Source organism: Chitinophaga rhizophila, from assembly GCF_019492185.1.
GTDB lineage: Bacteria > Bacteroidota > Bacteroidia > Chitinophagales > Chitinophagaceae > Chitinophaga > Chitinophaga rhizophila.
Genome location: NZ_JAICCF010000004.1, coordinates 1,168,490 through 1,193,717 on the forward strand (window position 1 = coordinate 1,168,490; position 25,228 = coordinate 1,193,717).

21 protein-coding genes are annotated in these 25,228 nt (G+C 45.7%); 11 read left to right on the top strand and 10 right to left on the bottom strand.

Translation table 11 applies throughout. The features are described 5' to 3' along the window. Positions 1-84: 84 nt before the first annotated feature. The 3 genes from K1Y79_RS24150 to K1Y79_RS24160 form a co-directional block, all read right to left on the bottom strand. Positions 85-291, bottom strand: a complete 207-nt coding sequence (locus K1Y79_RS24150; RefSeq protein WP_220252760.1) for a heavy-metal-associated domain-containing protein — start codon at positions 289-291, stop codon at positions 85-87. 11 nt (positions 292-302) lie between these two features. Continuing rightward, on the bottom strand, positions 303-2,549 hold the full coding sequence (locus tag K1Y79_RS24155) for a heavy metal translocating P-type ATPase (RefSeq protein WP_220252761.1): 2,247 nt from the start codon (positions 2,547-2,549) through the stop codon (positions 303-305). A gap of 114 nt (positions 2,550-2,663) precedes the next feature. Further along, complete coding sequence (locus K1Y79_RS24160) at positions 2,664-3,227, bottom strand: helix-turn-helix domain-containing protein (protein ID WP_220252762.1); 564 nt, start codon at positions 3,225-3,227, stop codon at positions 2,664-2,666. Between the two features lie 138 nt (positions 3,228-3,365). Here K1Y79_RS24160 and K1Y79_RS24165 point away from each other — a divergent pair, with 138 nt between their 5' ends. Then, positions 3,366-4,217, top strand: a complete 852-nt coding sequence (locus K1Y79_RS24165; RefSeq protein ID WP_220252763.1) for a hypothetical protein — start codon at positions 3,366-3,368, stop codon at positions 4,215-4,217. A 56-nt stretch (positions 4,218-4,273) separates the two neighbouring features. On the opposite strand, the gene K1Y79_RS24170 is transcribed toward K1Y79_RS24165, so the two are convergent. The 3 genes from K1Y79_RS24170 to K1Y79_RS24180 all read right to left on the bottom strand — a co-directional run bounded on the left by K1Y79_RS24170 (position 4,274) and on the right by K1Y79_RS24180 (position 11,576). Beyond that, positions 4,274-7,336 carry a response regulator gene (locus K1Y79_RS24170; RefSeq protein ID WP_220252764.1) on the bottom strand — a complete coding sequence of 1,021 codons (3,063 nt, stop codon included), beginning with the start codon at positions 7,334-7,336 and terminating at the stop codon, positions 4,274-4,276. 351 nt (positions 7,337-7,687) lie between these two features. Continuing rightward, positions 7,688-9,049 carry an exosortase N gene (gene xrtN, locus K1Y79_RS24175; RefSeq protein WP_262903189.1) on the bottom strand — a complete coding sequence of 454 codons (1,362 nt, stop codon included), beginning with the start codon at positions 9,047-9,049 and terminating at the stop codon, positions 7,688-7,690. Positions 9,050-9,053: 4 nt separating this feature from the next. Beyond that, positions 9,054-11,576: an XrtN system VIT domain-containing protein gene (locus K1Y79_RS24180; RefSeq protein WP_220252766.1), complete on the bottom strand. Its 2,523-nt coding sequence runs from the start codon at positions 11,574-11,576 to the stop codon at positions 9,054-9,056. A gap of 217 nt (positions 11,577-11,793) precedes the next feature. Between K1Y79_RS24180 and K1Y79_RS24185 the strand changes: the two genes are divergently transcribed. Genes K1Y79_RS24185 through K1Y79_RS24210 form a run of 6 tightly spaced genes read left to right on the top strand, consistent with a single transcriptional unit; the run spans position 11,794 to position 18,246 of the window. Then, positions 11,794-12,075 (top strand): DUF427 domain-containing protein, encoded by a 282-nt coding sequence (locus K1Y79_RS24185; protein ID WP_220252767.1) that lies wholly within the window; start codon positions 11,794-11,796, stop codon positions 12,073-12,075. Between the two features lie 27 nt (positions 12,076-12,102). Further along, a complete protein-coding gene (locus tag K1Y79_RS24190; RefSeq protein WP_220252768.1) occupies positions 12,103-13,485 on the top strand; it encodes a mercuric reductase in 1,383 nt (460 codons plus the stop codon). Positions 13,486-13,530: 45 nt separating this feature from the next. Continuing rightward, positions 13,531-14,517, top strand: a complete 987-nt coding sequence (locus K1Y79_RS24195) for an ABC transporter ATP-binding protein (RefSeq protein WP_220252769.1) — start codon at positions 13,531-13,533, stop codon at positions 14,515-14,517. Then, positions 14,492-16,060 carry an ABC transporter permease/substrate-binding protein gene (locus tag K1Y79_RS24200; RefSeq protein ID WP_220252770.1) on the top strand — a complete coding sequence of 523 codons (1,569 nt, stop codon included), beginning with the start codon at positions 14,492-14,494 and terminating at the stop codon, positions 16,058-16,060. The genes K1Y79_RS24195 and K1Y79_RS24200 overlap by 26 nt, the downstream gene beginning before the upstream one ends. Positions 16,061-16,072: 12 nt before the next feature. Continuing rightward, positions 16,073-17,224: an ergothioneine biosynthesis protein EgtB gene (egtB, locus tag K1Y79_RS24205; protein WP_220252771.1), complete on the top strand. Its 1,152-nt coding sequence runs from the start codon at positions 16,073-16,075 to the stop codon at positions 17,222-17,224. Between the two features lie 29 nt (positions 17,225-17,253). Next, entirely contained in the window at positions 17,254-18,246 is a 993-nt protein-coding gene (locus K1Y79_RS24210; protein WP_220252772.1) for an L-histidine N(alpha)-methyltransferase, read from the top strand. Positions 18,247-18,315: 69 nt separating this feature from the next. Here the strand turns inward: K1Y79_RS24210 and K1Y79_RS24215 are convergent, their stop codons facing one another. After that, a complete protein-coding gene (locus K1Y79_RS24215) occupies positions 18,316-18,810 on the bottom strand; it encodes a DinB family protein (protein ID WP_220252773.1) in 495 nt (164 codons plus the stop codon). A gap of 103 nt (positions 18,811-18,913) precedes the next feature. On the opposite strand from K1Y79_RS24215, the gene K1Y79_RS24220 reads away from it, so the two are divergent. Further along, on the top strand, positions 18,914-19,483 hold the full coding sequence (locus K1Y79_RS24220) for a TetR/AcrR family transcriptional regulator (RefSeq protein WP_220252774.1): 570 nt from the start codon (positions 18,914-18,916) through the stop codon (positions 19,481-19,483). A gap of 171 nt (positions 19,484-19,654) precedes the next feature. Further along, complete coding sequence (gene fabF / locus K1Y79_RS24225) at positions 19,655-20,911, top strand: beta-ketoacyl-ACP synthase II (RefSeq protein WP_220252775.1); 1,257 nt, start codon at positions 19,655-19,657, stop codon at positions 20,909-20,911. A gap of 15 nt (positions 20,912-20,926) precedes the next feature. Here the strand turns inward: fabF and K1Y79_RS24230 are convergent, their stop codons facing one another. Further along, positions 20,927-21,154 carry a DUF3820 family protein gene (locus K1Y79_RS24230; RefSeq protein WP_220252776.1) on the bottom strand — a complete coding sequence of 76 codons (228 nt, stop codon included), beginning with the start codon at positions 21,152-21,154 and terminating at the stop codon, positions 20,927-20,929. 409 nt (positions 21,155-21,563) lie between these two features. On the opposite strand from K1Y79_RS24230, the gene K1Y79_RS24235 reads away from it, so the two are divergent. After that, positions 21,564-22,718: a sensor histidine kinase gene (locus tag K1Y79_RS24235; RefSeq protein ID WP_220252777.1), complete on the top strand. Its 1,155-nt coding sequence runs from the start codon at positions 21,564-21,566 to the stop codon at positions 22,716-22,718. A gap of 16 nt (positions 22,719-22,734) precedes the next feature. Further along, on the top strand, positions 22,735-23,151 hold the full coding sequence (locus K1Y79_RS24240; RefSeq protein ID WP_220252778.1) for a response regulator: 417 nt from the start codon (positions 22,735-22,737) through the stop codon (positions 23,149-23,151). A 19-nt stretch (positions 23,152-23,170) separates the two neighbouring features. Here the strand turns inward: K1Y79_RS24240 and K1Y79_RS24245 are convergent, their stop codons facing one another. Together K1Y79_RS24245 and K1Y79_RS24250 are read right to left on the bottom strand one after the other, a co-directional pair. Beyond that, positions 23,171-24,394, bottom strand: a complete 1,224-nt coding sequence (locus K1Y79_RS24245; RefSeq protein ID WP_220252779.1) for a hypothetical protein — start codon at positions 24,392-24,394, stop codon at positions 23,171-23,173. 140 nt (positions 24,395-24,534) lie between these two features. Further along, on the bottom strand, positions 24,535-25,215 hold the full coding sequence (locus K1Y79_RS24250) for a DUF3823 domain-containing protein (protein WP_220252780.1): 681 nt from the start codon (positions 25,213-25,215) through the stop codon (positions 24,535-24,537). Between the last annotated feature and the right edge of the window lie 13 nt (positions 25,216-25,228).

Here is a 25,228-nt window from a genome sequence, read left to right on the forward strand (position 1 = left end):
CTCATTGGAGATCTGACAACTGAACCAGGCATAACCGGTAGCAGTATTATCCCTTTTCAGGACTAAACCGTCTGCTAACTCCCCTCAAAATTGCTCGGCTTTGAAACCTGCTTGCTTCACAGCCTCGATGACCTTATCTGCTGTCACCGCTCCGTTTGAAATTGTCAATACCTTTTCTGGTACCGCTGTATCTACCTTCCAGCTGTGTTCACCTACTACTGCATTCAGAAACGGTGTTACTGTGGTAATACATCCGCCACACTTAATATTTGTCTTAAACTGTTGTTCCATATTTTATTCAATTAAAGTTTTGACCATTTTAACCGTAAACTATTACCCACTACAGATACTGAACTTAACGCCATTGCCGCCCCGGCAATCATCGGGTTGAGTAGAAATCCGTTGATGGGGTATAAAATACCCGCAGCGAGTGGTATGCCGATCAGGTTGTAGATAAATGCCCAGAAAAGATTCTGGCGGATTGTGCGCACTGTCGCACGAGATAACTGCAATGCTTTCGGTATCACATTCAGATCTGATGTAATCAGCGTAATCTTAGCCACATCCATGGCAATATCAGTTCCCTTACCCATGGCAATACTGACATCTGCCTGGGCTAATGCATGACTGTCATTGATACCATCACCTGCCATTGCCACTACCCGCCCCTCCTGCTGCAACGCTTTGACAAACGCCGCTTTCTCTGCTGGCAACACGCCCGCTTTAAAGTGGCTGATGCCTGTCTGACGGGCAACCGCAGCTGCTGTATGCTCATGATCGCCAGTCAGCATATACACTGTGATACCTCGCGCCTGTAGTGTAGCCACTGCTGCGGCTGAGGTCTCTTTTATCTGATCCTCTACGGCATAAATAGCCAGCACATGCCCATTTCCAGCAAAGGCCACTACTGTTCTCGCAGCTGTCTGCCACTCATTGATTGTCTTTACCAGGGTCGCATCTGGCACAATACCATTGGCTTGTAGTAACGCCAGATTACCGGCCATATATCTCACACTTTCATAATCTGCCTGAATACCCTTGCCTGTGATGCTTTCTATTGCCGAAAGCTGTATTGCGGGCAGCGCAATAACACCCTTATTCGTTAACTCTTTCACAATAGCTGCTGCAAGCGGATGCTCAGATTGCTGTTCCATTGTCAGCAGTATACTAGATAAGTTATTTTTTTCATCGTCACCTGTCAGCCAAACACTATCCGTCACTACCGGCTTACCTACAGTGATGGTACCTGTCTTATCGAGTACCAGCGCATTTACCTTATGCGCCAGTTCCAGACTTTCTGCATCCCTGATCAGCATGTTGTGCGCTGCGCCCTTCCCTACACCTACCATAATTGCGGTAGGCGTAGCCAATCCTAATGCGCATGGACAGGCAATAACCAGAACTGTTACTGCTGCCAGCAATCCATGTGTAAATGCATTCTCTCCACCTACCACCATCCAGATCACGAATGTGAGCAGGGCTATACCCATAACAACCGGTACAAAGATACCGGCTACCTTATCTACCAGTTGTTGCACCGGCGCTCTGCTACCCTGCGCCTCTCTGACCATGCGGATGATCTGCGCCAGCACGGTTTCGCCACCTACCTTCTCTGCGGTGAAATGGAAGCTACCCTGCTGATTAATCGTGCCTGCAAACACCGCAGTGCCTGACTCTTTCAATACTGGTACCGGTTCGCCGGTAATCATACTCTCGTCTACCCAGGAACTGCCGCTATTCACCATCCCGTCTACCGGTATGCGGGCTCCGGGTTTAACGAGTAATACATCACCTTTCTGAACATTCTGTAAAGGTATTTCTTTCACTCCCGTGCCACCTGCCTCTATGAGAAACGCCTTTGCCGGCTGCAATCCCACAAGTTTCTTCAAAGCAGTAGATGTATTCGATTTTGCTTTTTCTTCCAGCAACCGGCCTAATGAAATAAATGCAATAATTACCGCTGCTGCTTCATAGTATACATGCGGATGCAAGCCCCTGGCATGCCAGTAAGATGGCCATACGGTGTTAAATAGACTAAACAACCAGGCAATACCGGTACTAAGCGCAACAAGCGTATCCATATTAGCCTTACGATGAGTACTCTGTTTCCAGGCATTTATAAAGAATTGCCGGCCTAAATAAAAAATCACGGGTGTTGACAATAGCAGCATTACCCAATTAGCATAGGGCATGTTCATAAAAAACATTCCGATTATTACCACCGGAACCGACAATAATAAGGCGGCGATGGTGCGCTGCTTCAAAACTTTATAATGGCTTATCTGCGCCTGTTCCTGCACCTGCTCCCTATTGCCCTCCTCTATTACCAGATCATAACCGATGCTACGGATAACATCACGCAAACCTTCAGGCGTAATACTGCCTGCATCATAGGTAACATGGGCGGTCTGATCAGGATAGTTGACTGCCGCTTCGTGTACGCCTGCAGTAGATTGCAGCATAGATGTAACACTTGCCGCGCAGGAAGCACAGCTCATTTCGAGTACAGGAAAAATTTCTTTTATGATATGTCCGTTTGTCGTCGCCATATTGCCCAAGCTTTTCGCAAAGCTACTGCGACGTGAGAGGTAGATTGTTATAGAATAAGGGGAATAATGTATAAAATTATGACTTTTACCTTCAGCATGTCATTTGGATGACAACTATACTTTGTCCAATGGCTTTCTGTCATTGTGTTTCAGCTGCCTGTAACCGGAAGGAGTCATCCCGGTAATCTTCTTGAACTGCTGGGACAAGTGCTGTACACTGCTATATCCCATATTAAAGGCAATTTCACTGAGATTCATCTCGTCATATTGCAGCAACTCCTTCACTCTTTCTATTCGCTGAAGGATCACATATTTTTCGATGGTCAATCCTTCCGTCGATGAAAACAATGTCGAAAGGTAATGATAGTCAACGTTCAAAGCTTCCTGTAGTACAACAGACAATTTGGTATTCAGGACGTCATTATCGCTGCCATGAATGAGCCTGATAATCGTTGTTTTAATCTTCTCAATCAATGTGGTTTTCTTATCATCAAGTAATTCAAAACCAAGTTCATGCAGCTGTTGACCAAGCACACTCAGTTGCTCAGGAGCAGGTGCCTGTTCCAATTCCACATCCCCCAGCTCGATCCGTGAGTAAGGTATCTTCAACTTTTCCAATTCCTGCTGCACCACCAGAATACAGCGGTTACAGACCATATTTTTTATAAACAGATGCATGAATCCCATTTGAAGTGACAAAGTTAGCTGATAAAATGAAGACTACCTCAATCAGGTAAAAACGCGCAGACAACAGTTTCCCGTAATTAGACAAGCAGAAGCTTTAAAACAGGTATATATTTATTAATTTTAACGATCATGAAAAATCATTCATACTTTTTGTTAGCGCTGGCACTTGCCGGTTGCGTAGAGAACAAACAACAGGAGCAACAGGCTGACAATACCGTTCAGCAGGCAGAAAAACCAGCTGTAACCAAGCCTTCGAAAGCGCCTGCTACCCCGGCAGTTAAACACCCCCTCCCTGAGAAGATAGTACGTGAAAGGGCTTCGGGAACAGTAACGCTGCTGGATGCCGCTAACGGTAAGCCGGTTGCTGAGGTCAATGACAACGTAGAACTTGAAGCAGGTATTCCTGAAAAAGGATGGTCTGCCACGCTGGTGACTACGGAACTGACAGCTAACCAGGAAGAAGGTCAGATATTGAAGAAAGGTACTCCTATTATTGCGGATGGTAAAACTGTCGGCAAATTATTAAAGGACGTAGAAATTGAAATGACTTATAAAAATGATAAAGGCGTTCATACAGGCGTATTCCATGCGGCGGTTCAGCAAAGTAGTATTAAGCCTGCATCTGTTATTGAGAATGCATTAGCAGCTTATCTGAAGCAGCATCCTGAACGTACGAAGTCTGATATGCAGTCTTTTATCAAACAGTTCCAACTGGAAGCCCTGGACAATAGCGCGCCGTTCAAAGAATACTATAATTACGAGAGCGCTGCAGACGATCCCTCTCCCGGATTCCGTACTGTACTTGTATTCCATAAAGATAAGCTGATAGGTATAGTTGATTCCCGTAAAATACAGCTGGAAGGTGTAAAACATACGCAGCTGGATCGTGGGTACAATGGTTATTTCTTTCCTGATACGGAAGAAGGTTTAAAAAAGAAGTACATAACAAAGTTCAATCAATTTGTTAACTCCGCAGACTAAACATCAAAAAGGATCAGGAATGAGCGTCGTGCCCCTTCCTGATCCCTTATTGACAATTATTTGTTGAGGTGTGCATAGTAAGTGATCTGCTCTTCCATCATCCGCACCACCAGCCCTGCTTCTGCCTGCATTTCTGCTATCAGCTGACTGAATTGCGGTTCACGTCTAACCGTTAAGGTATCCATCTGGTCTGCTATTCTGGCTAATTTTCCAAGGCCGATAATCTGAGAAGTACCCCTGATCTTATGGCCTATACGATTAATCCTCCTGATGTCTACCGTAGCAGCTGCCGCCTGGAGGTCTGTAACGGCCGTTTTTAGTTCATCAATGGTAAGTTTCAGCAATTGCTGCAGTACAGCGGTATCCTCACCCATCAGATAGTTTTCGAGGGTACTTATATTAAAATGTTCTTCTTTCACAGATTGTTCTGTCACTGTTGATGAAGTATCTTCTTTAATTACAACTGTCAGCCATTTACGGAAGAGCTCCAGTAACTTTTCCTGGATAAGCGGTTTGGCAATAAAGTCGTTCATGCCGGCATTGATACATTTTTCTCTTTCTCCTTTCAGGTTGCCAGCTGTCAATGCTATGATGGGAATACGTTGGGCCCCTTTGATTTCACGGATGCTGGCAGTCGCTTCATACCCATTCATAAGGGGCATCTGTATATCCATCAGGATCAGGTCAGGAAGTTGCGCACGGCAGATGCGGATAGCCTCAATACCATCCTGTGCCTCATAAATTCGTGCATCATGGGCAATACGTTTCACCACAGTGGTCGCCAGCAGCATATTGATAGGGTTATCTTCCACAATAAGGATATTCAACCGTCCGCCAATCCACTGATCGGATTTCTGTACCACTTGCTGACGAAATTTCTTTTCATTTTTCAGTAATAGTGAGAGACTATTATATAATTCATGAATCTTGATAGGCTTCACCATCCGATGCCCGATACGCAGCTGTTCGCACGCGGCAATGATCTTTTCATCGTCAGAGGAACTATGTAAGAGAATGATACCTTGTTCGTAGGGAAGCACACCAAAATGATTTCTAATCCTTCTTACCGTATCCAGTCCGTCCATATAAGGCATGTGATAGTCCATCAGTATTACATCATAACGATAATTCTGCGCCAGTAGCTCCAGTGCTTCAAATCCGCTGCGGGCCTCGGTACAGGAGATGCCTTTGTCTGACAACATATCCTTTAAGATACGGCGGTTATTATCATTATCATCCACTATCAACACCTCATTGATGTGCTGCAGACTATTCCAATCATCGGGAGCCGCATCCATCGTGGCCAGTATAATATCAAAATAGAAGGTGCTGCCAGCTCCGACCTGGCTATCAATATGCAGTTCGCTGCCCATCAGGTCCAGTAACTTGTTAGAGATGGTAAGACCGAGTCCTGTACCTCCATATTTCTTAGTAGTAGAGGCATCTTCCTGACGGAATGCTTCAAATATCTTCACCCGTTTTTCCGGCTTGATACCAATGCCAGTGTCTCTGACTGCAAAACGTACGCTGGCCTTGTCTTCATCAAGCATTTGCAGTAATTCAACCTTTAGTTCTATTTCTCCGTTACCGGTAAATTTAACAGCGTTCCCCAGGAGATTAATAAGGACCTGCTTGAGTCTGACCTCATCAAACCAGGCAAAGCGTGGTAATTCTGAAGAGACATTAAGCAACATCTCCAAACCTTTGTGCTGCGCCTGAAAACTAACAATATCGCTTACCTGACTGCTGAACTCATACAGGTCATATTTATCAATGTCTAATTCCAGTTTACCTGATTCTATCTTAGAGAAGTCGAGAATATCATTGATGATACTTAGAAGTGCGTTAGCCGATTGATTAACGATAGAAAGGTACTGATGCTGCGTTTCGTTGAGAGATGTCTTCAGAACAAGTTCTGTAAAGCCGATCACACCATTAAGCGGTGTTCTGATTTCATGGCTCATATTGGCCAGAAACTCTGACTTTGCCATATTGGCTTGCTCTGCTAATAGTTTGGCAGCTGCCAGACTTGACTTCTGAGAGATCAGCTCCCGTTCTGCTTCTTTTGTCGGAGTAATATCCTGGAATGTGCCATACAATCGCCTGATACTGCCATTTTCAAACTCTGCATTCCCGATAGCCCGTACCCATAATTCTTTACCAGCCGCAGTAATAATCTGTAGTTCCAGGTCCCAGGAACGTCCGGATTCAACAATATCCCGAAGTGCGGCAGTGATCTTCTCCCTGCTAACACCTTCTTTATAAAAGGCAATAGCAGATGCCAGCGTTGGCTGGAATGAAGGAGGTACATCGTGAATCTCTTTGGTAACAGCCGACCAGAACAGCTCCTTTGTTACAAGATCCGCTTCCCATCCTCCGATGCGCGATAGCTGGCTGGTGCGTTCTAATATTTCACGTGTACGTTTAAGGTCTCTTTCCAATACCTGCCTCTCCGTTACATCAACAGCATTGCCGATGACATAAGATTCTCCTTTTATATTACGGAATAGCACATTATTGTACAACACCGATCCCATTGTTCCATCCTTGTGGATGTTGGTCATTAGTCCGTGTGCCTTACCTTCAGTATGGATCCTTCGCAGATAGTGCCGTACCTCACTGTGATACTTGGCGGGAACGATATCAAACAAGGTCATACCCGTCATTTCCCGGCAGCTGTATCCCAGCATAGTAGCACTCGCATTATTGACGGTTAACAGCACACCATCGAGGTCATGCGTACACATCAGGCCGTGGGAATGTTCAAAGAAAGCGCGGAAATTACGCTCGCTGTCCAGCAATTCCTCGTAATGATAGTGATCGGAGATATGAGTAATGATTTCTGATACCAGTAATGTAATGGCTTTTTCCTGGCGGGCATCCAGCTCGCGGAGACGGCTATCGGAGAGAGACAGCGTACCAATCAACTGACCCTGATTGTGACGCAGATCGTAGACGCGAAGGAACTTCGCTTCATCTGGAGTTGTAGGAATACCGTAGGCAATGACAACGGATTGCTGTTGTTCATCACTGACAGAGATCGTTGCTACCTGTACATCGCAAATCAGCGCGGCTAATTCAGTTAATCTACTTAATTCCTTTTGTAGTATTGCATTCAAACACTAAATACTTTTCACTGTGGATGATAGATACACTTTTAATTTCCTGAATGTTTCTGTCGCAAAAGCCCCTTCTGTGTAGAGTTGTGAAGATACATAATTCTTCCCAACACGAAGTTTTAGGAGCAAGGAATTTAAGTGCCTTAGTAGGAGAATCACCCTGAAAGAGGCTTTAGAAAAGCCTTTGACTTAATAGAAGAAGAAGGTAGCTTATAGAAGAACCCGCTATCGAAATAAGATCTATCGCTGATCTACACAGTAATGAATCACATTAGTATTTTAGTTCTGTAACAAAAGGGATTTTCAAGAGAATTACTGGCAGGGCTGTATAGTCACTGATGGCTACTTTAGTTACAGATAAACAGACAATAATCTTTTATCCAGCATCTCTCTGACGGCAAGCTGCAATTGTTCCTCTGTTGCAGCAGTTACATTCACCAGCGAATAGGGATGTGCGCCAAAAAGCACATCCCATCGCCACTGCAGCTGGCTGTTGGTAATTACTAACCCGTTATCATACCACCAGGCAGTATACAATACAGCTTGCTCCTGTTGCAGCAAGGCTGTATAGATTGTATGTTCATTTACCGGCTGCTGCTGCACCTTGTGGAAATTATAACCACTCCCCTTCCAGCAAATCATAGGATGATGTTCTGTATAATAACTGGCGGGGATATGCTTGATATAAACGAGTAAACTATCGCTTTGCAAGCGGATGATATTGCCGGGCATTGGCGTAACATTAAACCCTGCAAGAGCAGGTGCATGCGGTGGGACTACATTATCCGGCCCTTGCTGGTATCTGATGACACAGGCAGTCAGTATACATAAAGGCAGCAGTGTATTCAATGCAAACATCTTAACAGCAGATCGCAACACATACCGGCGTCTGTGTAACTGCAAAGGTTGTCCATACCGGCTAACGGTCCACCGGGTCAGGTATACAGCCGGCACAATTACATACAATCCCAGGCACATCATGCCCGCCATGTCATGCATAAAAGTATCCGGCATAATATGCAGCCATACAAGAAAAACAATACGCAATAGATTTGAGAAAATGTTCAGCAGCAAAAAGATTCCCAGCAAAGGCAGCAAGCGTTTCAGCGGAAGCGTCTTTCTCTCCCGGCGCTGATATAAGCCCACCAGCATAATACCGCACAGCAAAGACGTAACCATCATCTGCAAGCCCATACATGCAGGATCTACCGAGAAGCCTGTGCCATTATGAACAATCATATTACCTTGCACGGTTACCTGTTCTCCCATCACAGCTATCGCTGCCCCCGCCCATTGGGTGAGTTGCAAACGTAGCGGGAAACTGAACACATTCATGACATATTCAAATAGCGGAGACATAACGATGAACACGCACACCGGCAGGGCATTGACCCTGCCGTAAAAGGTCTCAGCAAGGAAGAATAATCCCCCGACTACAGCAATAAACAACAGCGTTTTGGCAGGCATCACCAGGTATATCATGGTCGCAAACGATGCTACCAGCAAAAAGCGCAAACTTCCTTTTTCAGCTGCGTTGAAGGTGGTTACCATACACAGCGCTACGATACCTAATATAGTACCTGGGCCGCTCCAGATGATATACTGTTGTAAGCCAAAGTAAAGAACGGCCATGTAACATAGTACAGCAGCCAATGGCCAGCATCTACCAAGGTGCAGAAGCCTGATCGAAAATTTATAGAGTTGTTGCGTCATGCTTTCAGGCAATACGTTTGGGGAAAGATGGTCTGTACTTCAGGTAGATAATCAGCAATACTGCGCCTGCAATGAGCAGCCATTCGTGAGGTTCAGGAACAGCGCCGTTATTATTAAGTGCAGCATTCTTCAGATTATCATTACTATCTTTGATGTTGAAGCGGTCATAGTCCTGCTGTGTTTCCAGTACAATCAGGCTTGACAGTGGCGTAACGATATGGGCCTTTCTTGCTTCCTCCACCAGTTCACTGGATGTGTCGCCACCCGTAAGCAGATGCGGGCCCATTCCCTGCATAATATGGTTATAGGCAAATAAACGTTGCAGGTGATCAGGTGCAGTAGATGGCGCATAGCCATTATTAGCAGTAATGACCATATCGGCTGCTTCTATAACTACCTGCTGATCATTTTCGATGTTCACCGGAAACTGATATGTATCCAGCAGCGTTTTTAGTGCTGCAAGATCTCCCTGGTCGTAACGGAAGGTACGGCATTCTTTGAGCGTGCGGAGATACGGAGACAATTCACCCCCCAGGTTGAAAAGCATTACCGCATGCCGGTTTTCCATCCAGTTCTTCATATGTACTACAAAATCTGACGCTCCTATGTCACTGATACGGGGAGAAGCTTTGACGCTTTTGGTAATTACAAGCGCCGTTTCAGGGTCAGGCAATAGATGAAAGGGGAAAAAGCTGAAGCGCTGCGCAGCCAGTTGCTGAAAAATCGCTGACTGATTGCTGGCCGTCAGCTGATGGAAACTATTGCCAGCATATACCCAAACAGGTTGTTGAGGCAGCATAGACAGAAGGGTACCCACTTCGTTACTGTGCCATGTCTGGTTAATATCGAGATAGACCGCCGTTACATTGGAAGCGCCCATTTCCCTACGGTAAGGCATTGCAGTGTACATCCTGCCTTCATTGCTGAATACCTGATGTTTCAGTCCTTCGTCGAGCAGTGAAAGCTGCCATTCTTCATTATATCTGCCATCATGGGACAAATTATTCCGGGATGTTTTACTAAATACAGGAGAAAAGTTCAGATCAGCAGGCGGTGTCTCAAAGCTGATGGATGTTTTTTCACGTGCACGACTAACAGAGGGACCATCAAAGTCAATGTTGCGGTATACCAGTTTACCATGTTCATAAGACAGCGGGGCGGTGATACCTAGTTTGAACTGTCTTTCTTCTCCACCTATCACGGGGAATACACGCACAGCAACCAGGTTGCCTTCACGCCAGTGTACAACGGAAGGGTCTCTGCGTTCATAGCCTACAATGGCAGTGTAAGCGCTATCAGCTTTACCCTTGGTAGTAAGGATGCCTTTCTCTTCACGGCCGTCTATCCAAAGGGAAAGCGACGATACTACAGCGCCTTCTGGCAGGTGAAACTTATAGATAGCTTCCTGCTGACTGATCCGGCCGTCTCCGTCTTCATTTTTCACATTGATTATCTTCTCAGTGTAGGCAGTGCGTAAACGCGGCCATATATGCGTGAAGGTTTGTACATGTGTGGTGACAAGATCCTGGTCAGACCAGAGATGCACTTCATCATCAGCATGCTCGTTATCCATTGCATTCAGGAGCAATCCGCGGTCTTCCCAGGAGAGATCCGAAGTACCGGCAACGAAAGCGGCTATCATTACCAGGGGGTCGTGCATGATCTGAAACCTGCTTATGCTGCTGCGTCTGCCAACAAAACGATCCTTTGAATCAGGTACAACGTAGGCAGCGTCACTGGTTAGTACCTGCTGGGTTATGGGACCAGGAGACACCTTTTGCAGGACGTTCACCCACCCTGGTAATCCATTATCAGCATCTTTCTTATGATATATCTTATCTATTCCCACAACGTTTACACGCCAGATAAGTGTATAGACAATGGCTATCAGCATAGTAACGCCGATGCCGGAGAAGAAGGCGATGGTGAAGGCGCGACTACCGCCTTTATGCCTGTTATACAAACGAATAGTGTAAAGAAAAAATAAGTGCGGCAAGATGGCGTGCAGGGACAAACCGAAGAAAAAGAAGGCGAACATACCGATGATAGCCAACATGCCTATATAAATGGAGAGATAAAGAAATACACACAGGGATGCGCCCAATAGGAAAAACATACCCAGCCGCACGGGCAGGGGAAAAAACCGTTGGTAGGCAAATGCGGCACAATTGGCAGCGATGATAAAAAGGTACACAGAGAACCAGGTTACGGACTCAGGGAATACCTGTACAGACCTGTTCAGCGCAAATGCGCCTACCTGAAAAAGCAGCAGGAACAGTATGATGAGCGGTAGTCCACCTCTCCCTCTTTTCATACGGCCACTGAACAATAGTGCCAGGAAATAGACACAGGTTAGGAAGTGATTTCCAAAAAACAAGTTCAGGTAATAACTGTCTTTTGCGAAGGGTGACAATTCGGGGATGAAGAATAATATGAGTGACAATGCAAGGAATGTAACACCCAGACTGTAGGTCGGGTCCTGTAGCCTGCTTTTGAGAATCCTCACGGGTATAAGTTGTTTTTCCATAGAAATAAAGTACTTTGAATTACAAAGAACATCCTGCTAAAAAAAGGCCTGTAGGCCGTTACATGACGTTGTATTCACTTTGAAAGACAAAGTAAGTAAAAGAATATGAACCTGACAAATTCCATTTCAAAAAAAAGTACTAACTTCTGATTTACCATACACAACCCGGTGGTATAATATTTGGTCCTGTAATTATAACTTATTAAACGACAACACGATGAAAGCAATCTGGCAGAATGAGGTCATTGCGGAAAGCGATAAAACAGTGGTAGTCGAAAATAATCATTATTTCCCTCCCACATCCGTGAAACTGGGCTTGCTGAATCCTTCCAGAACCCATACTTTCTGCGGTTGGAAGGGGGAAGCCTCTTATTACGATGTAAACATCAAAGGTAAAATTAACCATGATGCTGCCTGGTACTACCCTGCGCCCATGCAGGCCGCTGAAAACATCAAAGGTTACATCGCTTTCTGGAAAGGAGTAGAAGTCGTCGATTAAGGAAATCGTTAAAACAAAAGCTGAGTTATGAGAAATTTTGATGCAATTGTCATTGGCTCCGGCCAAGGTGGTGTTCCTTTGGCTAAAAAACTGGCTAAAGCTGGCTGGCAGACAGCCATCATAGAGAAAAGATGGATCGGTGGGACCTGTATCAACGACGGCTGTACGCCGACCAAATCAATGATAGCCTGCGGGGCCGCAGCCCACGTCATTGCCAACAGCCAGGAATGGGGCATCAGTGTCAGTTATTACAGTGTGGACCTTGGAAAAATTGTTGCCAGGAAGAATAAGGTAGTAGAATCTTTCAGGGATGGCGCTGCAAAAGGATTGGAAAAAACGGAAGGGCTGACGGTTATTTACGGGGAAGCTACCTTCAGCGGTCCGAAAACAGTAAAAGTTGCATCAAAAGATGGTGGCGAAGAAGAAATGACCGCCACTCATATTTTCCTCAATACCGGTACATTACCTAAAATACCTTCTATTCCTGGTCTTGATACCGTCCCCTATCTTACCAATACTTCCATTATGGAACTAACTAAGCTACCCTCCCATCTGATGATCATGGGTAGCGGTTATATCGGGTTGGAGTTTGGTCAGCTATTCCGCAGATTGGGGTGCCAGGTAACAATTATAGACAAAGGCAAGCAGCTCTTAAAACATGAGGATGAAGATGTTGCTGCCGCTGTCAGAAAAATAATGGAGAACTCCGGTGTTACCTTACACACCGGCGCTGACATTCAGAAAGCGGAACAATCAGGCGATACCATCAGTCTACAGTTTACTGCTAACGGACAGAATATGACCATCACCGGCTCACACCTGCTGGTGGCATCAGGCCGTACGCCGCAATCCAAGTCTTTACTGCCTGAGAATACAGGATTGGAACTGGATGAAAAAGGTTATGTAAAAGTGAATGAAAAGCTGGAAACAAACGTTCGGGGTATTTATGCATTAGGAGATGTGAAGGGAGGTCCGGCGTTTACCCATATTTCGTACAACGATCACCTTGTTTTATACAAGAATCTTATTAACAAAGAGGATACATCTATTCGTAACAGACCCTTACCTTACTGCATGTTTACGGACCCTCAGCTGGGACGTGTTGGTATGACAGAGAAAGAGGCAAAAGAAGCAGGTTATAAAGTAAAAGTTGCCTGCCTGGATATGTCGCGTGTAGCAAGGGCTATAGAGACGGGCCATACACAGGGATTTATGAAAGCGGTAGTTAATGCTGATGACGATAAATTACTGGGAGTTGCTATCTTGGGCCCTGAAGGAGGAGAAGTGATGTCTGTATTACAAATGGCGATGCTCGGTGGTATGACCGCTACCCAATTAAGGGAAATGATATTCGCACATCCGTTATATTCAGAATCTATCAATAACCTCTTCATGATGCTTGATAAATAATGAGTTGCACAATGTGCGGATTAAAATCCTCAATGAATCCCAACCATGATAAAGCTTGAACATGTCAACAAATCTTTCCATAACGGCAAGCCGGCAGTCAGTGATATTTCCCTGGACGTAAATACAGGCGAGACACTCGTATTGCTGGGAACAAGTGGTAGTGGAAAGACAACCACTCTGCGGATGATCAATAGGTTAATTGCACCTGACAGTGGGCAGATATATGTGAATGGAATGAATGTAAATACACACGAAATAACTTCACTCCGCCGTACAATTGGATATGTGTTGCAGGATAATGGTCTGTTTCCCCATTACACAGTTGCAGAAAATATAGGCATTGTGCCTGCTTTACTCAAATGGGATAAAAAACGCATAGATGATCGTATCCGCACATTGATGCAAAAATTACATCTTCCTCCCGGTGAATATTACAACGCCTATCCGCAGCAACTTAGCGGTGGGCAACAACAAAGAGTGGGACTTGCCCGTGCACTTGCTGCTGATCCTCCGGTATTACTGATGGATGAACCATTTGGTGCACTGGATCCGGTAACACGGGCCAGTGTCAGAAAAGAATTTCGCTCTCTGGATGAGATTAACAATAAGACAGTCATTATGGTCACCCATGATGTGCAGGAAGCGTTTGAGCTGGGCGACAGAATATGCCTGATGGATAACGGGATGGTACAACAGACCGGTACGCCGGCAGCACTGCTCTTCTCTCCTGCAAATGACTTTGTACGAGCTTTCTTTGATGATCAGCGCTTACTATTGGAGCTAAAAGCAGTACGATTGGCAGACGTACGCCCCTGGCTGGATACAAATACACCTCCTTCAACAGCTGACACAGCCGTGCTGCAAGAGGAGACATCCTGCTGGCAGGCCATGGAACAGCTGACTATGCTATCTTCCCTGAACTATACCAACCGGGGCAACCTGATTAGCATTGATACCAGTGGATTGATGCATGCCTTTACACAATACAAGCAAACTATCAGCAGCAATGGAAGATCAACCGGGCTTTCCTGAATTTATACAGCAACAGGCCGGCAAACTGCTGGAGCAAACGTTGCAGCATATCGGACTTACCTTTATTTCTTTACTCATAGCTGTACTCATTGGCGTGCCCTTAGGCATTCTGATTACACGCAGGAAAAAACTGGCAGGCTTTGTTCTGGGCGTGGCAGGCATATTACAGACCATTCCCAGTATTGCATTGCTGGGGTTTATGATACCCCTGTTAGGCATCGGAGCTAAACCTGCTATCGTGGCACTATTTCTATATGCCCTCCTGCCCATTATCAGAAATACCTATACTGGCATACTACAGGTTGATCCTACGGTCATAGATGCCGCTACAGGTATGGGCATGAATCAGCAGCAACTGTTATTCAAAGTACAGCTACCACTAGCCATGCCGGTACTGCTCGCCGGCATCCGTACGGCAACAGTGATCAATGTGGGCGTTGCCACACTGGCAGCATATATTGCTGCCGGCGGACTGGGAGAGTTCATCTTCGGAGGAATAGCGCTCAACAATACAAACATGATACTGGCAGGCGCCATTCCGGCAGCACTACTAGCTATCATCTTCGACGCGGCTGTTGCCAGACTGCAAAAGCTGAGGATACGCAGTGTCAAAAAGACATTGTACATTTTACCGTTTCTGTTGATCATATTATCGGCTTTTTACCTGCTACCCACTGCTTATGGTAGTAGCCTGGTTGCGGGATTTACACCCGAATTTATGGGACGCAAAGACGGCAACCTGGGATTGAAACAGGTATATGGCCTCAATATCCGTACGGTCGTGATCAGCGATATGATCATGTACAAAGCGGCTTACGAGAAAAACCTGGATGTGATCAGTGGCAGCAGTACCGATGGCAGGGTAAAAGCATTTGACCTGCTGGTATTGGAGGATGACAAACATATATTTCCCCCCTATTATGCAGCCCCTATTGTAAGACAGGCAACGCTGGACAAGTATCCGGAACTGGGTCCGGCACTAAACAAACTATCTGGTATAATTAATGATAGTATAATGACTGAGCTGAACTACAGGGTGGACCATCTGAAACAAGATCCTGCTGTTGTAGCCAGTGAATTTTTGAAAGCTAAAGGATTATTACACACAGCAAAACAAGGTACTAAGGGAAAGGTTGTCATAGGGGCAAAGATATTTGGTGATGGCTATATCCTGGCCAATATGTACAAACTACTGGTCAATGGTTACACAGAACTGGAAGCGGTTACCAAAACCGGCCTCGGAGGCACCAAGATATGTTTTGACGCCCTTACCAATGGCCAGATAGATCTTTATCCTGAATATACTGGGACAGGTTTACTGGTAATCCTGCAGACTGACAAATCTGTCGTAGATACCATCATCGCTGACAAGCAGAAAGTATATGACTATGTATCTACACAATTCATGCAGCGATACCAGATCAGGTGGCTACCTCCTATCGGATTTAACAACACTTACGCATTAATGATGCGCAGAAAACAGGCTGCTGACCTGCATATCAAATCTATATCAGATCTAAAGGAATATTTACAGCATCAATAACCACGATGGTATATGCAATTGAAAAATGATTTTAACACGGTGCGGAAAAGGTCCATGCATATCTGCGCGCCGCTGAAAACCGAAGATTATGTGGTTCAGCCAGTGGTAGATGTGAGTCCGCCGAAATGGCATCTCGGACATACTACCTGGTTTTTCGAGACATTTCTGCTGAAGCCGCACTTTGCTGGTTATAAGGAATTTGATCCGAACTACAATTTTGTGTTCAATAGCTACTACGAAACGGTAGGCGCACGCGTTATCCGAACAGACAGAGGTAACCTGAGCCGTCCGGCTGTTGAAGATGTAATGCGCTACCGCGAATACGTAGACAAAGCCATGCAGGCATTCCTCGATACAGAGATATCAGCGGAACTGGCATCGCTGGTTGTACTGGGACTGAATCATGAAGAGCAACACCAGGAACTGCTATATACAGATATCAAGTATATTCTGGGCCATAACCCACTGATGCCGGCTTATTCTGAGACGCCGGTACATGCCTACACTATCGAAGAAACAGATACACCATTCCTGACAATGCAGGGCGGGCTGTATGACATCGGTTTTAAAGGAACCGGATTCTGTTTTGATAATGAGCTGGGCAGGCATACAGTATACCTTCAGGAATATCAGATTGCTACAGAACCGGTGACAAATGGGGAATACCTGGAATTTATGAATGCCGGCGGGTATACAGACTTCCGACACTGGCATGCTGAAGGCTGGGACTGGGTAAAAACAAATGAAGTAAAGGCACCCCTGTACTGGCATCATGTTGATGGCAAATGGCAGCATTACACCTGGCAAGGGTTACAACCAGTCAATGAACAGGAGCCGGTATGCCATATCAGTTACTATGAAGCTACCGCTTATGCTGCCTGGAAAGGCCTGCGACTGCCAACAGAATTTGAATGGGAAGCAGCGTCGGCACAGTTTTCCTGGGGACAACGGTGGGAATGGACAGAGAGCGCATATCTTCCGTACCCTGGATTCGTAAAAGCACCTGGTGCAATCGGTGAATACAATGGTAAGTTCATGGTCAGTCAGATGGTATTACGTGGCGGATCTGAAGTAACACCGCCTAACCATAGCCGTCCTACATACCGTAATTTCTTTCATCCTTCATTGCGATGGCAGTTTACCGGTATCAGACTGGCAAAGTAAATTAATCTCATTACTCTAATCATAACATTATGGCCACCACCTCTGTAATGCATACGGTATTAGTTCCTGTAAAACAGGACCAGCAGGAGATCTTTTTTCAGGATGTGATCCGCGGACTCAGTGCAAAAAACAAGTACCTGGACTCCAAATATTTCTATGATGCGGAGGGCGACCGCCTTTTCCAGGAGATCATGGGTTGCCATGAATATTACCCGACGAACTGCGAGATGGAAATCCTGCAGGAACAGTCGGCATTGATATGTGAGACCATCCTGGCCCATACCAACCGGTTTGACGTAGTGGAACTGGGCGCAGGAGATGCCACCAAATCCATTCACCTGCTCAGGGAATTGCTGAATACCGGAAAAGACTTCACTTATTACCCCGTGGATATTTCAGGTAACGTCATCTCCCAGCTGGAACAGTCATTACCTGCCCAGCTGCCGGCACTGAAAGTACACGGTCTGCACGGGGAATATTTTGATATGCTACAGAAAGCCAACGTGCTTTCTGCTAAAAATAAGGTGATACTCTGCATGGGAGGAAACATCGGTAACTTCACGCCACCAGAGGCCAGGAAGTTCTGCCGCCGCCTCAGAAGTTATCTGCAGCCAGGAGATCTGCTGATGATCGGGTTTGACCTGAAGAAACACCCGCAGATTATACTGGACGCCTATAATGATGCCGCAGGTATTACCAGGAGCTTCAACCTGAACCTGTTACATCGTATTAACCGGGAGCTGGGTGCAAACTTTGACATAGCCAGGTTTGACCACTATGCTACATATGACCCGGGAACAGGTGCTTGTAAAAGCTACCTGGTCAGCCTGGAAGAACAGGATGTGACTATCGGTAGTCAAACCTTTCATTTCGGCCTGCATGAGTCCATTTACATGGAGATATCCCAGAAGTACGACCTGGAATCAGCAGAACAACTGGGTACACAATCGGGCTTTGAGACCGTCGGCAACTTCTTCGACAAGAAGAAATGGTTCGTTGATACCATGTGGTTGTCTATATAACAGCATATTGTGGCATCAGGAATGAAGAAATGAACAGTCATGTCTTTCATCATTCCTGATGCCTGATTGTTAGCTGCTTTTCCATGCCTTCAGCAGCCTTCTTATCACAATAATCTCCCCTGTGTGATAACTGGTATGATCTGCTATCAATAGTGCTTCCCTGAACAGATGCTGGCCATCGCCATGAGCAAATGGCGTATACAGATCGGCATCCGGCGCTTTCAGCAGCGCAATAAATTCCTGTAAATCACTTTTAATCTGCGCCAGACTATTCTTCCAGGTAGCATCATCTGCAGGCGCTGTTTCCTTTGGCCAATACCCTTCCGGCCATTGTGGCGAAGTGTGCTTCGCATCGCGGGAGAACTCAAGTATGTCCCATTGCGTAATGCGGATATGCTCAACCAGTTGCCAGATGCTATATGGTACGCCCTCGGGTACTATGCCTCTCTTATCTGCGGGCAGGTCTTTTACCGCGTCATCAAATGTAGCATGTGCGTTCCCTTTGGTGAGCAGTTGCTCCAATGTCTTGATAACCTCTTTGTCATGAGTCCTGTCTGTAGCCATATCAAAAGATTTTAGGGTGATGGTAAATAGTGCCTTACGCACTAAAAAGATGCCAGTTGAAATAATTTGTTTACTTACTTACAAGTAAGTAACTTTGACTCCTATGCAGGATACTAAAGAAAGGATAATAGGGCTGGCAGACCAGCTGATAAAAACAAAAGGATTTAACGCCTTTAGTTATAAGGATATCTCTGATCCGCTGGAGATAAAAAACGCTGCCATACACTATTATTTCCCTACTAAAACAGACCTGGGAGTTGCCGTCATTGATACTGAGATTGAACGGTTTAAAAGCCATACGGCTAAATGGAGCAACATGCCGGAAGACAAACAACTGAAGCAGTTATTTGAAACCTTCAGCAGAAAACACAAAGAAGGACTGGTATGCCTGATGGGCACATTATCTCCTGACTATAAAACCTTCCCGGAACCACTACAGGAGAAAGTCGCAGCCATGTCTGCCGCCTTTGCTGAATGGACAGCCCAATGCCTTGAAAACGGGCGCAAGAAAGCAATATTCTTTTTTGATGGCGACCCTTATGACAGGGCGCTGTTGGTACTCAGCAACCTACTGGCCTCTCTGCTGATGAGCAGAGTGATGGGCGTCAGGACTTTCGGGAAGATCACCGGGCAATTATTTAAAGACCTAACTACAGCTCACAAACAGGAATAATCACGCAGGGAGCCGGGGCGCTACGGCCAGGACCAGCAACTGTACCATATATGACCAGTACAGTGCCTGTCTACCGCACTGGCTCTTACCTGGTTGATACAATATACTTTTCATGCGGCTTACTGATTGCCAACAGGCAGTTGGAAGGCCCTTACTTTTAATTTTATATTTATGACACATACACTTAAAAGAGTTGTCATCACAGGACTGGGCGCACTGACGCCTATTGGTAATAACGTCAGTGATTTCTGGAATAACCTGGTTGCCGGTAAAAGCGGCGCAGCACGTATCACGAAGTTCAACCCTGAAGCATTCAGGACACAATTCGCCTGCCAATTAAAAGAGTATGATCCGGCGAAATGGCTGGACCGGAACGATATACGAAAGACAGATCCCTTTACACAATATGCACTCGTTGCAGCACAACAGGCAGTAACTGACGCCAGACTGGATTTCTCTGCTATGGACCCGTTTGACAGCGGTGTGATCTGGGGATCAGGACAAGGCGGTATGCAGACGTTTGAGGAGCAGGTGAAAGAGTATACCACTGGCAATTATGTCCCGCGCTTTAACCCCTTCTTTGTACCGAAGCTCATTGCAAACATGGCTTCCGGCATGATCTCAATCCGCTTTGGTCTGATGGGCATCAACTACACGACTGTATCTGCCTGTTCTACTTCCAATACAGCCATTATGGATGCACTTAATTACATCCGGTTAGGCAAGGCCAAGGTGATTATTACCGGTGGATCTGAAGCGCCAATTACGGAAGCTTCTGTAGGTGGCTTCTGTGCCATGAAGGCCATGTCTACCCGCAATGATGACCCGGCAACAGCATCGAGGCCATTTGATATAGAAAGAGACGGTTTTGTGATGGGAGAAGGCGCTGCTGCCTTAGTACTGGAAGAGTATGAACACGCAGTGGCCAGAGGAGCGCACATTTATGCCGAAGTAGCCGGAGCGGCGATGACTGCCGACGCCTATCATATGACGGCTACACACCCTCAGGGTCTGGGGGCTTTACATGCCATGAAGATGGCATTAAAAGACGGCGGACTGGAACCCGCTGATGTAGATTACCTGAATGCACACGCCACCTCTACTCCTGTAGGAGATCTGAGTGAACTGGCGGCTATCAGAAGCCTGTTTGGCGAAACACCTGCTCACCTGCATATCAGCGCTACCAAATCAATGACCGGCCATTTGTTAGGGGCTGCCGGCGCGATAGAAGCCATTGCCGCTGTTTTGAGTATACAGCATGGTATCATCCCTCCTACTATCAATACTACACAGCCGGATCCGGCTATACCTGCCGGATTACAGATCGTATTGAAAGATGCAATTGAGAAAAAAGTACGGGTGGCCATGAGCAATACCTTTGGCTTTGGAGGCCATAACGGCATTGTGGTATTCAAAGAAGCAAAATAGTACGATAACTATTCATTATTTCCCTTTAAGGGGAGTGAGCAGCCCCGTAAGGCCGTTCAATTTGATCTCATATACTGTTGCCAGCAGCATACCCAGTTTACCGTCAGGAAACCCCTTCCGATGGAACCACTCCAGGTAAGATACAGGCAGGTCGCACAACAGCACATCCTTATACTTACCGAAAGGCATCTTCATTGTCACCAGCTGCTGAAATATTTCCCTGTCAGGTTGAGCAAATTCCATGAGTTATTGATTTAAAGTGGGTTCGATGCGCAAAGATAGGGGCAAAAGAACCGTGGCAATAAAAAAAAACAGACATTTTTTTTCATTCTGCAATCCGGAATATTATAACATACGTATGTACGAACATCAATTAGAATATTTATATATCTATTGAATCCAGGATATTCCTGGGGGGGACAATATATTTTAAAGGGACGATAATATGATGTGTTTGTAATTGGCTTGCCAGATGGCATAGCTGGTAAATACTTTCACCTATACTTATATAACTTCTTTCGTTTTGTATTTCTTTTTGCAGGTTTGTAGACATTATTGATTAAACATCCCCCCAAAAGAGTGGTTATTTCAGACATCCGGTTACAGCCCTCAACGGCTGTAACCTTTTTATTTGAGGCAAGGAGAGCAGAACATGAACAGGCGCAGAGCATTACGTAAACGGCTGCATGACGCAGAGCGACAGTTACATTTGGCGAGGTTGGAGCTAAAGCAGACCCGGGACAGCTATCAGAACATGGTAGAGGAGGTAAATGACTATGCCATTCTTATGATAGCTATTGATGGTACTATTCTGAATTGGAACAAAGGCGTAGAAAAAATCAAAGGATATACTGCCGGAGAAGTGATAGGAAAAGACTTCCGCATATTTTATACTGCGAAAGACCGGGCGGCAAAAGTACCAGAACAGCTCCTGGCAGCAGCAGTAGCTGATGGGCGGGTACAACATGAAGGATGGCGGCTACGGAAAGATGGAACACTTTTCTGGAGCAATGTAACCATCACCGCGATGCACAACCGGGCCGGCGAAGTAACCGGTTTCCTGAAAATCACACATGATCTTACGGAAAGACGTCTGGCTGAAGAAAATCGTCGTATATATACAGAGAAGCTGGAAATAAAGAACAGTGAACTCGAACAATTCACCTATATCGCGTCCCACGACTTACAGGAGCCTTTACGCTCAATCAGCAGCCTGGCGCAAATGATTGTAGAACAGTATGCAGGGAAGATAGATGAACATGCGGACGCCTACCTGCGTTTTATTACACAGTCAGTGAACCGAATGAGTCAGCTGATTAAAGGACTACTGGACTATTCCCGTCTTGGTAAAGCAGAACAGGATCCGCATGTTGACTGTAATGAAATTGTAGCGACCGTACTGGAGGATCTGCAATCTTCCATGCGCGAGAGCCAGGCAATTATTACGGTAGCGCATCTGCCAATACTAAGCGCCTATCCGATGGAACTAAAACTATTATTCCAGAACCTGCTGAGCAATGCGATGAAGTTCCGGCATAAAGACCGGCAGCTATACATAGACGTGACAGCATGCCTGACTGATGAAGGATGGTTGTTTGAGATACGTGACAATGGCATCGGGATAGAGCCCCGTTTTGGTGACAAGATATTTGAGATATTCCAGCGACTACATAGTAAAGCAGCATACGAAGGTACCGGTATAGGACTCGCACACTGTAAGAAGATTGTAGCCATGCATAATGGCCGTATCTGGGTAGATTCCATACCCGGAAAAGGCAGCAGATTCAAGTTTATTATTTCCGCATAACCAACCACCAACCAGTATGAAAAGAAAACTTAGCTCCATTCTGCTTATTGAGGATGACGAAGCGACTAACTTCATTAGTCAGATGGTCATCAAACGGCTTGACTGTGCCGAACATGTACATGTATCATGGAATGGCGCTGACGCACTGGATTATCTGAAGAACTGTGTACAGCCTTCCTGCAGTCTGCAACCAGACCTGATATTGCTGGATATTAATATGCCCGGACTGAATGGATGGGAATTTCTCGACGAATACCAGAAACTGCAAGCAGCAGGAAAAGAGGATACAGTAGTAGTAATGCTGACAACCTCTCTCAATCCGGAAGATAAAAACCGTGCTACCAGCAATCCAAGCGTAACTGCTTTTAAGAACAAACCACTCACACCATCTATTATGGAAGAAATTCTGTCACAATACTTTTCCCGGCAATAGTCAGTGTCACAGGCAATTACTACAACCAGCCCCGCTCCTTCCAGGAATCAATTAACGGGTTACTAACGCCGCAAGCGCGTAATACATCTTCAAAGTCCTCCATTTCCACTCCCCAGTCCACTGCATAGGCTGCAAATTCCTCTCCAACAGGGATACGGCCAAACAGCTTCTCCGTGGTTAATATATGCGCTACTTTACGTAGCATCAGTGTGCCCATTTCCCACTTTTCTTCTCTGCTGATGATCTTCATCAACTGCGTATATGGCCGCTCAAACTGATTACGCTCAATCTCAAGATAAGCATGATCCAGCTCCGTAGCCAGGAAAATAAGATCAAAGATATCCTCATCCGGGTGCAGGCGCGATATTCTTCTGGTAAAAGCCACTGAGCGCGGCGACAAAGCGGGCGTATAACTATCCGCATAGTGATAACTCAGCTCCAGTAGTGAAAGCGGCTTCTCTACGTCCTGCGTGATCAATGTATCAACAACTGCTACAGCCATCTGTTCGGCTACTACATTTATCAGTGCATACACATCCAGGTTCTTTGCCGGCTGCACATATGTAAGCTCACTTTCTCCTGAATCGAATACTTTCCTGATCTCGTCCAGTACTCCCTTTTCATCATAACTGTATATATGGTCATAGCAGTACTCACCAGCTCCAGGTGTAATAGCCAGGCACTGGCCTCCTACTATACGACCATCTTCCCGCTCATACTGCTCGATGGTGCAGAACAGGGAATGCTCATAACTCAGGATACTGCAAATCTTCTCTTCTGCCGTCATATCCAGGTAGTCTTCACTAATGCCTCTCCCGTTCACAGTTAAAGACTGATACACAATCTTCTCTCCTTGTTCATTGAACTGTATACGCTTGATACCAGAAGGTATTTTTGTATCTGTATTGTACTCAATATACTCGACCCATTCCTTGCCATAAGTATAGTAACCTTGCCAGAAAACGTTGTTAAGGGGCTGTCCGTAAGAGGTATAACATGGTAAGCCATCCGCTGACAATCCATAGAAATGGTAATCTCCCAGCTCCCGCACATTGGCTACGGGAAACACTTTATCCTCCGGATGCAGGAAAGAAGGTGTGCCATAGTCATCAAGATCATATCTGAAACCAGGGATATACTTTTCTGAGGTAACGTTATTTTTATATTGCTGCAACAGTTCAAATTCGGTAAATGCTTTCTTCCATCGGGATAATAGGTTTTCCTTCAATATTTCAAGGTACATTCGCGACATTTTGATAAAAGTAATATTTAAAACCAAAAGAACATACTTTGTTTCTTCGATTGGTTTACAGGATATTACAAAGCGCGCCCGAAAGGTAATACCTTGCGGGCGCGCATAACTTATCTGCTTATGACTCCTTCCTACTCAATCTTAACCGGCTGTGAGTATATCTGCTCTGCAACCCCCGCTGTACGAACACTTACACGGGCATAGAAAGCTGCCTGCCCGGCAAGTCCTGCAGGTATATTCATTGTGATTGTTACCGGGGCTGTGAGGTCAGGTATATTACCGGCACTCACCACTGCTGATCCCTGGTTATTTACTGCATCTACAATATTGGTACGGCCAACGAATAAAGACACAGACTCTAATGCCCGTCCATCAGCGATCCGTTGAATAGAGAACGTGGCTTTTACTTCGGTAGTTCCTGATTTCTCAATGGTGTTATTCCTTACCAGGAAATAAGGCTGTACCGGCACATCTACAACAGTATTACCCTGCACTTTCACGTCGATGGTATCTGTATTATCTACCCATGGACCGTTGCCGCGCAAGCGTACCAGTTTGTAATCGCCATCAAACAAAGAGGCTGAGTAAGCCCCGTCCTGTGCCACATACACGCGGATCTTTGAAAACAGCTCGAACCCGGACTGCCACAGTTCCAGCTGCACACCATTAGAACGAAGGCCTACAGCTTCCTTGTCGTACACCACCCTTCCGGACAGGAGAGCTGCCGGTTTCTCAAAGTTGTCTTTCTTACATCCAATCATCAGCATAAATAGCAATAGTGCTGGCATATATAGCGATAATATTCTGTTCATGTCAGTTTGTTTT

What these genes read in the sequence shown, in the direction of transcription:
- K1Y79_RS24180 (WP_220252766.1), bottom strand. Translation starts at nt 11,576, where the DNA reads ATGGAAAAACAACTTATACCCGTGAGGATTCTCAAAAGCAGGCTACAG.
- K1Y79_RS24245 (WP_220252779.1), bottom strand. Translation starts at nt 24,394, where the DNA reads ATGTACCTTGAAATATTGAAGGAAAACCTATTATCCCGATGGAAGAAA.
- K1Y79_RS24220 (WP_220252774.1), top strand. Translation starts at nt 18,914, where the DNA reads ATGCAGGATACTAAAGAAAGGATAATAGGGCTGGCAGACCAGCTGATA.
- K1Y79_RS24250 (WP_220252780.1), bottom strand. Translation starts at nt 25,215, where the DNA reads ATGAACAGAATATTATCGCTATATATGCCAGCACTATTGCTATTTATG.
- K1Y79_RS24235 (WP_220252777.1), top strand. Translation starts at nt 21,564, where the DNA reads ATGAACAGGCGCAGAGCATTACGTAAACGGCTGCATGACGCAGAGCGA.
- K1Y79_RS24230 (WP_220252776.1), bottom strand. Translation starts at nt 21,154, where the DNA reads ATGGAATTTGCTCAACCTGACAGGGAAATATTTCAGCAGCTGGTGACA.
- fabF (WP_220252775.1), top strand. Translation starts at nt 19,655, where the DNA reads ATGACACATACACTTAAAAGAGTTGTCATCACAGGACTGGGCGCACTG.
- egtB (WP_220252771.1), top strand. Translation starts at nt 16,073, where the DNA reads ATGCAATTGAAAAATGATTTTAACACGGTGCGGAAAAGGTCCATGCAT.
- xrtN (WP_262903189.1), bottom strand. Translation starts at nt 9,049, where the DNA reads ATGACGCAACAACTCTATAAATTTTCGATCAGGCTTCTGCACCTTGGT.
- K1Y79_RS24155 (WP_220252761.1), bottom strand. Translation starts at nt 2,549, where the DNA reads ATGGCGACGACAAACGGACATATCATAAAAGAAATTTTTCCTGTACTC.
- K1Y79_RS24150 (WP_220252760.1), bottom strand. Translation starts at nt 291, where the DNA reads ATGGAACAACAGTTTAAGACAAATATTAAGTGTGGCGGATGTATTACC.
- K1Y79_RS24200 (WP_220252770.1), top strand. Translation starts at nt 14,492, where the DNA reads ATGGAAGATCAACCGGGCTTTCCTGAATTTATACAGCAACAGGCCGGC.
- K1Y79_RS24210 (WP_220252772.1), top strand. Translation starts at nt 17,254, where the DNA reads ATGGCCACCACCTCTGTAATGCATACGGTATTAGTTCCTGTAAAACAG.
- K1Y79_RS24195 (WP_220252769.1), top strand. Translation starts at nt 13,531, where the DNA reads ATGATAAAGCTTGAACATGTCAACAAATCTTTCCATAACGGCAAGCCG.
- K1Y79_RS24240 (WP_220252778.1), top strand. Translation starts at nt 22,735, where the DNA reads ATGAAAAGAAAACTTAGCTCCATTCTGCTTATTGAGGATGACGAAGCG.
- K1Y79_RS24160 (WP_220252762.1), bottom strand. Translation starts at nt 3,227, where the DNA reads ATGCATCTGTTTATAAAAAATATGGTCTGTAACCGCTGTATTCTGGTG.
- K1Y79_RS24190 (WP_220252768.1), top strand. Translation starts at nt 12,103, where the DNA reads ATGAGAAATTTTGATGCAATTGTCATTGGCTCCGGCCAAGGTGGTGTT.
- K1Y79_RS24185 (WP_220252767.1), top strand. Translation starts at nt 11,794, where the DNA reads ATGAAAGCAATCTGGCAGAATGAGGTCATTGCGGAAAGCGATAAAACA.
- K1Y79_RS24215 (WP_220252773.1), bottom strand. Translation starts at nt 18,810, where the DNA reads ATGGCTACAGACAGGACTCATGACAAAGAGGTTATCAAGACATTGGAG.
- K1Y79_RS24165 (WP_220252763.1), top strand. Translation starts at nt 3,366, where the DNA reads ATGAAAAATCATTCATACTTTTTGTTAGCGCTGGCACTTGCCGGTTGC.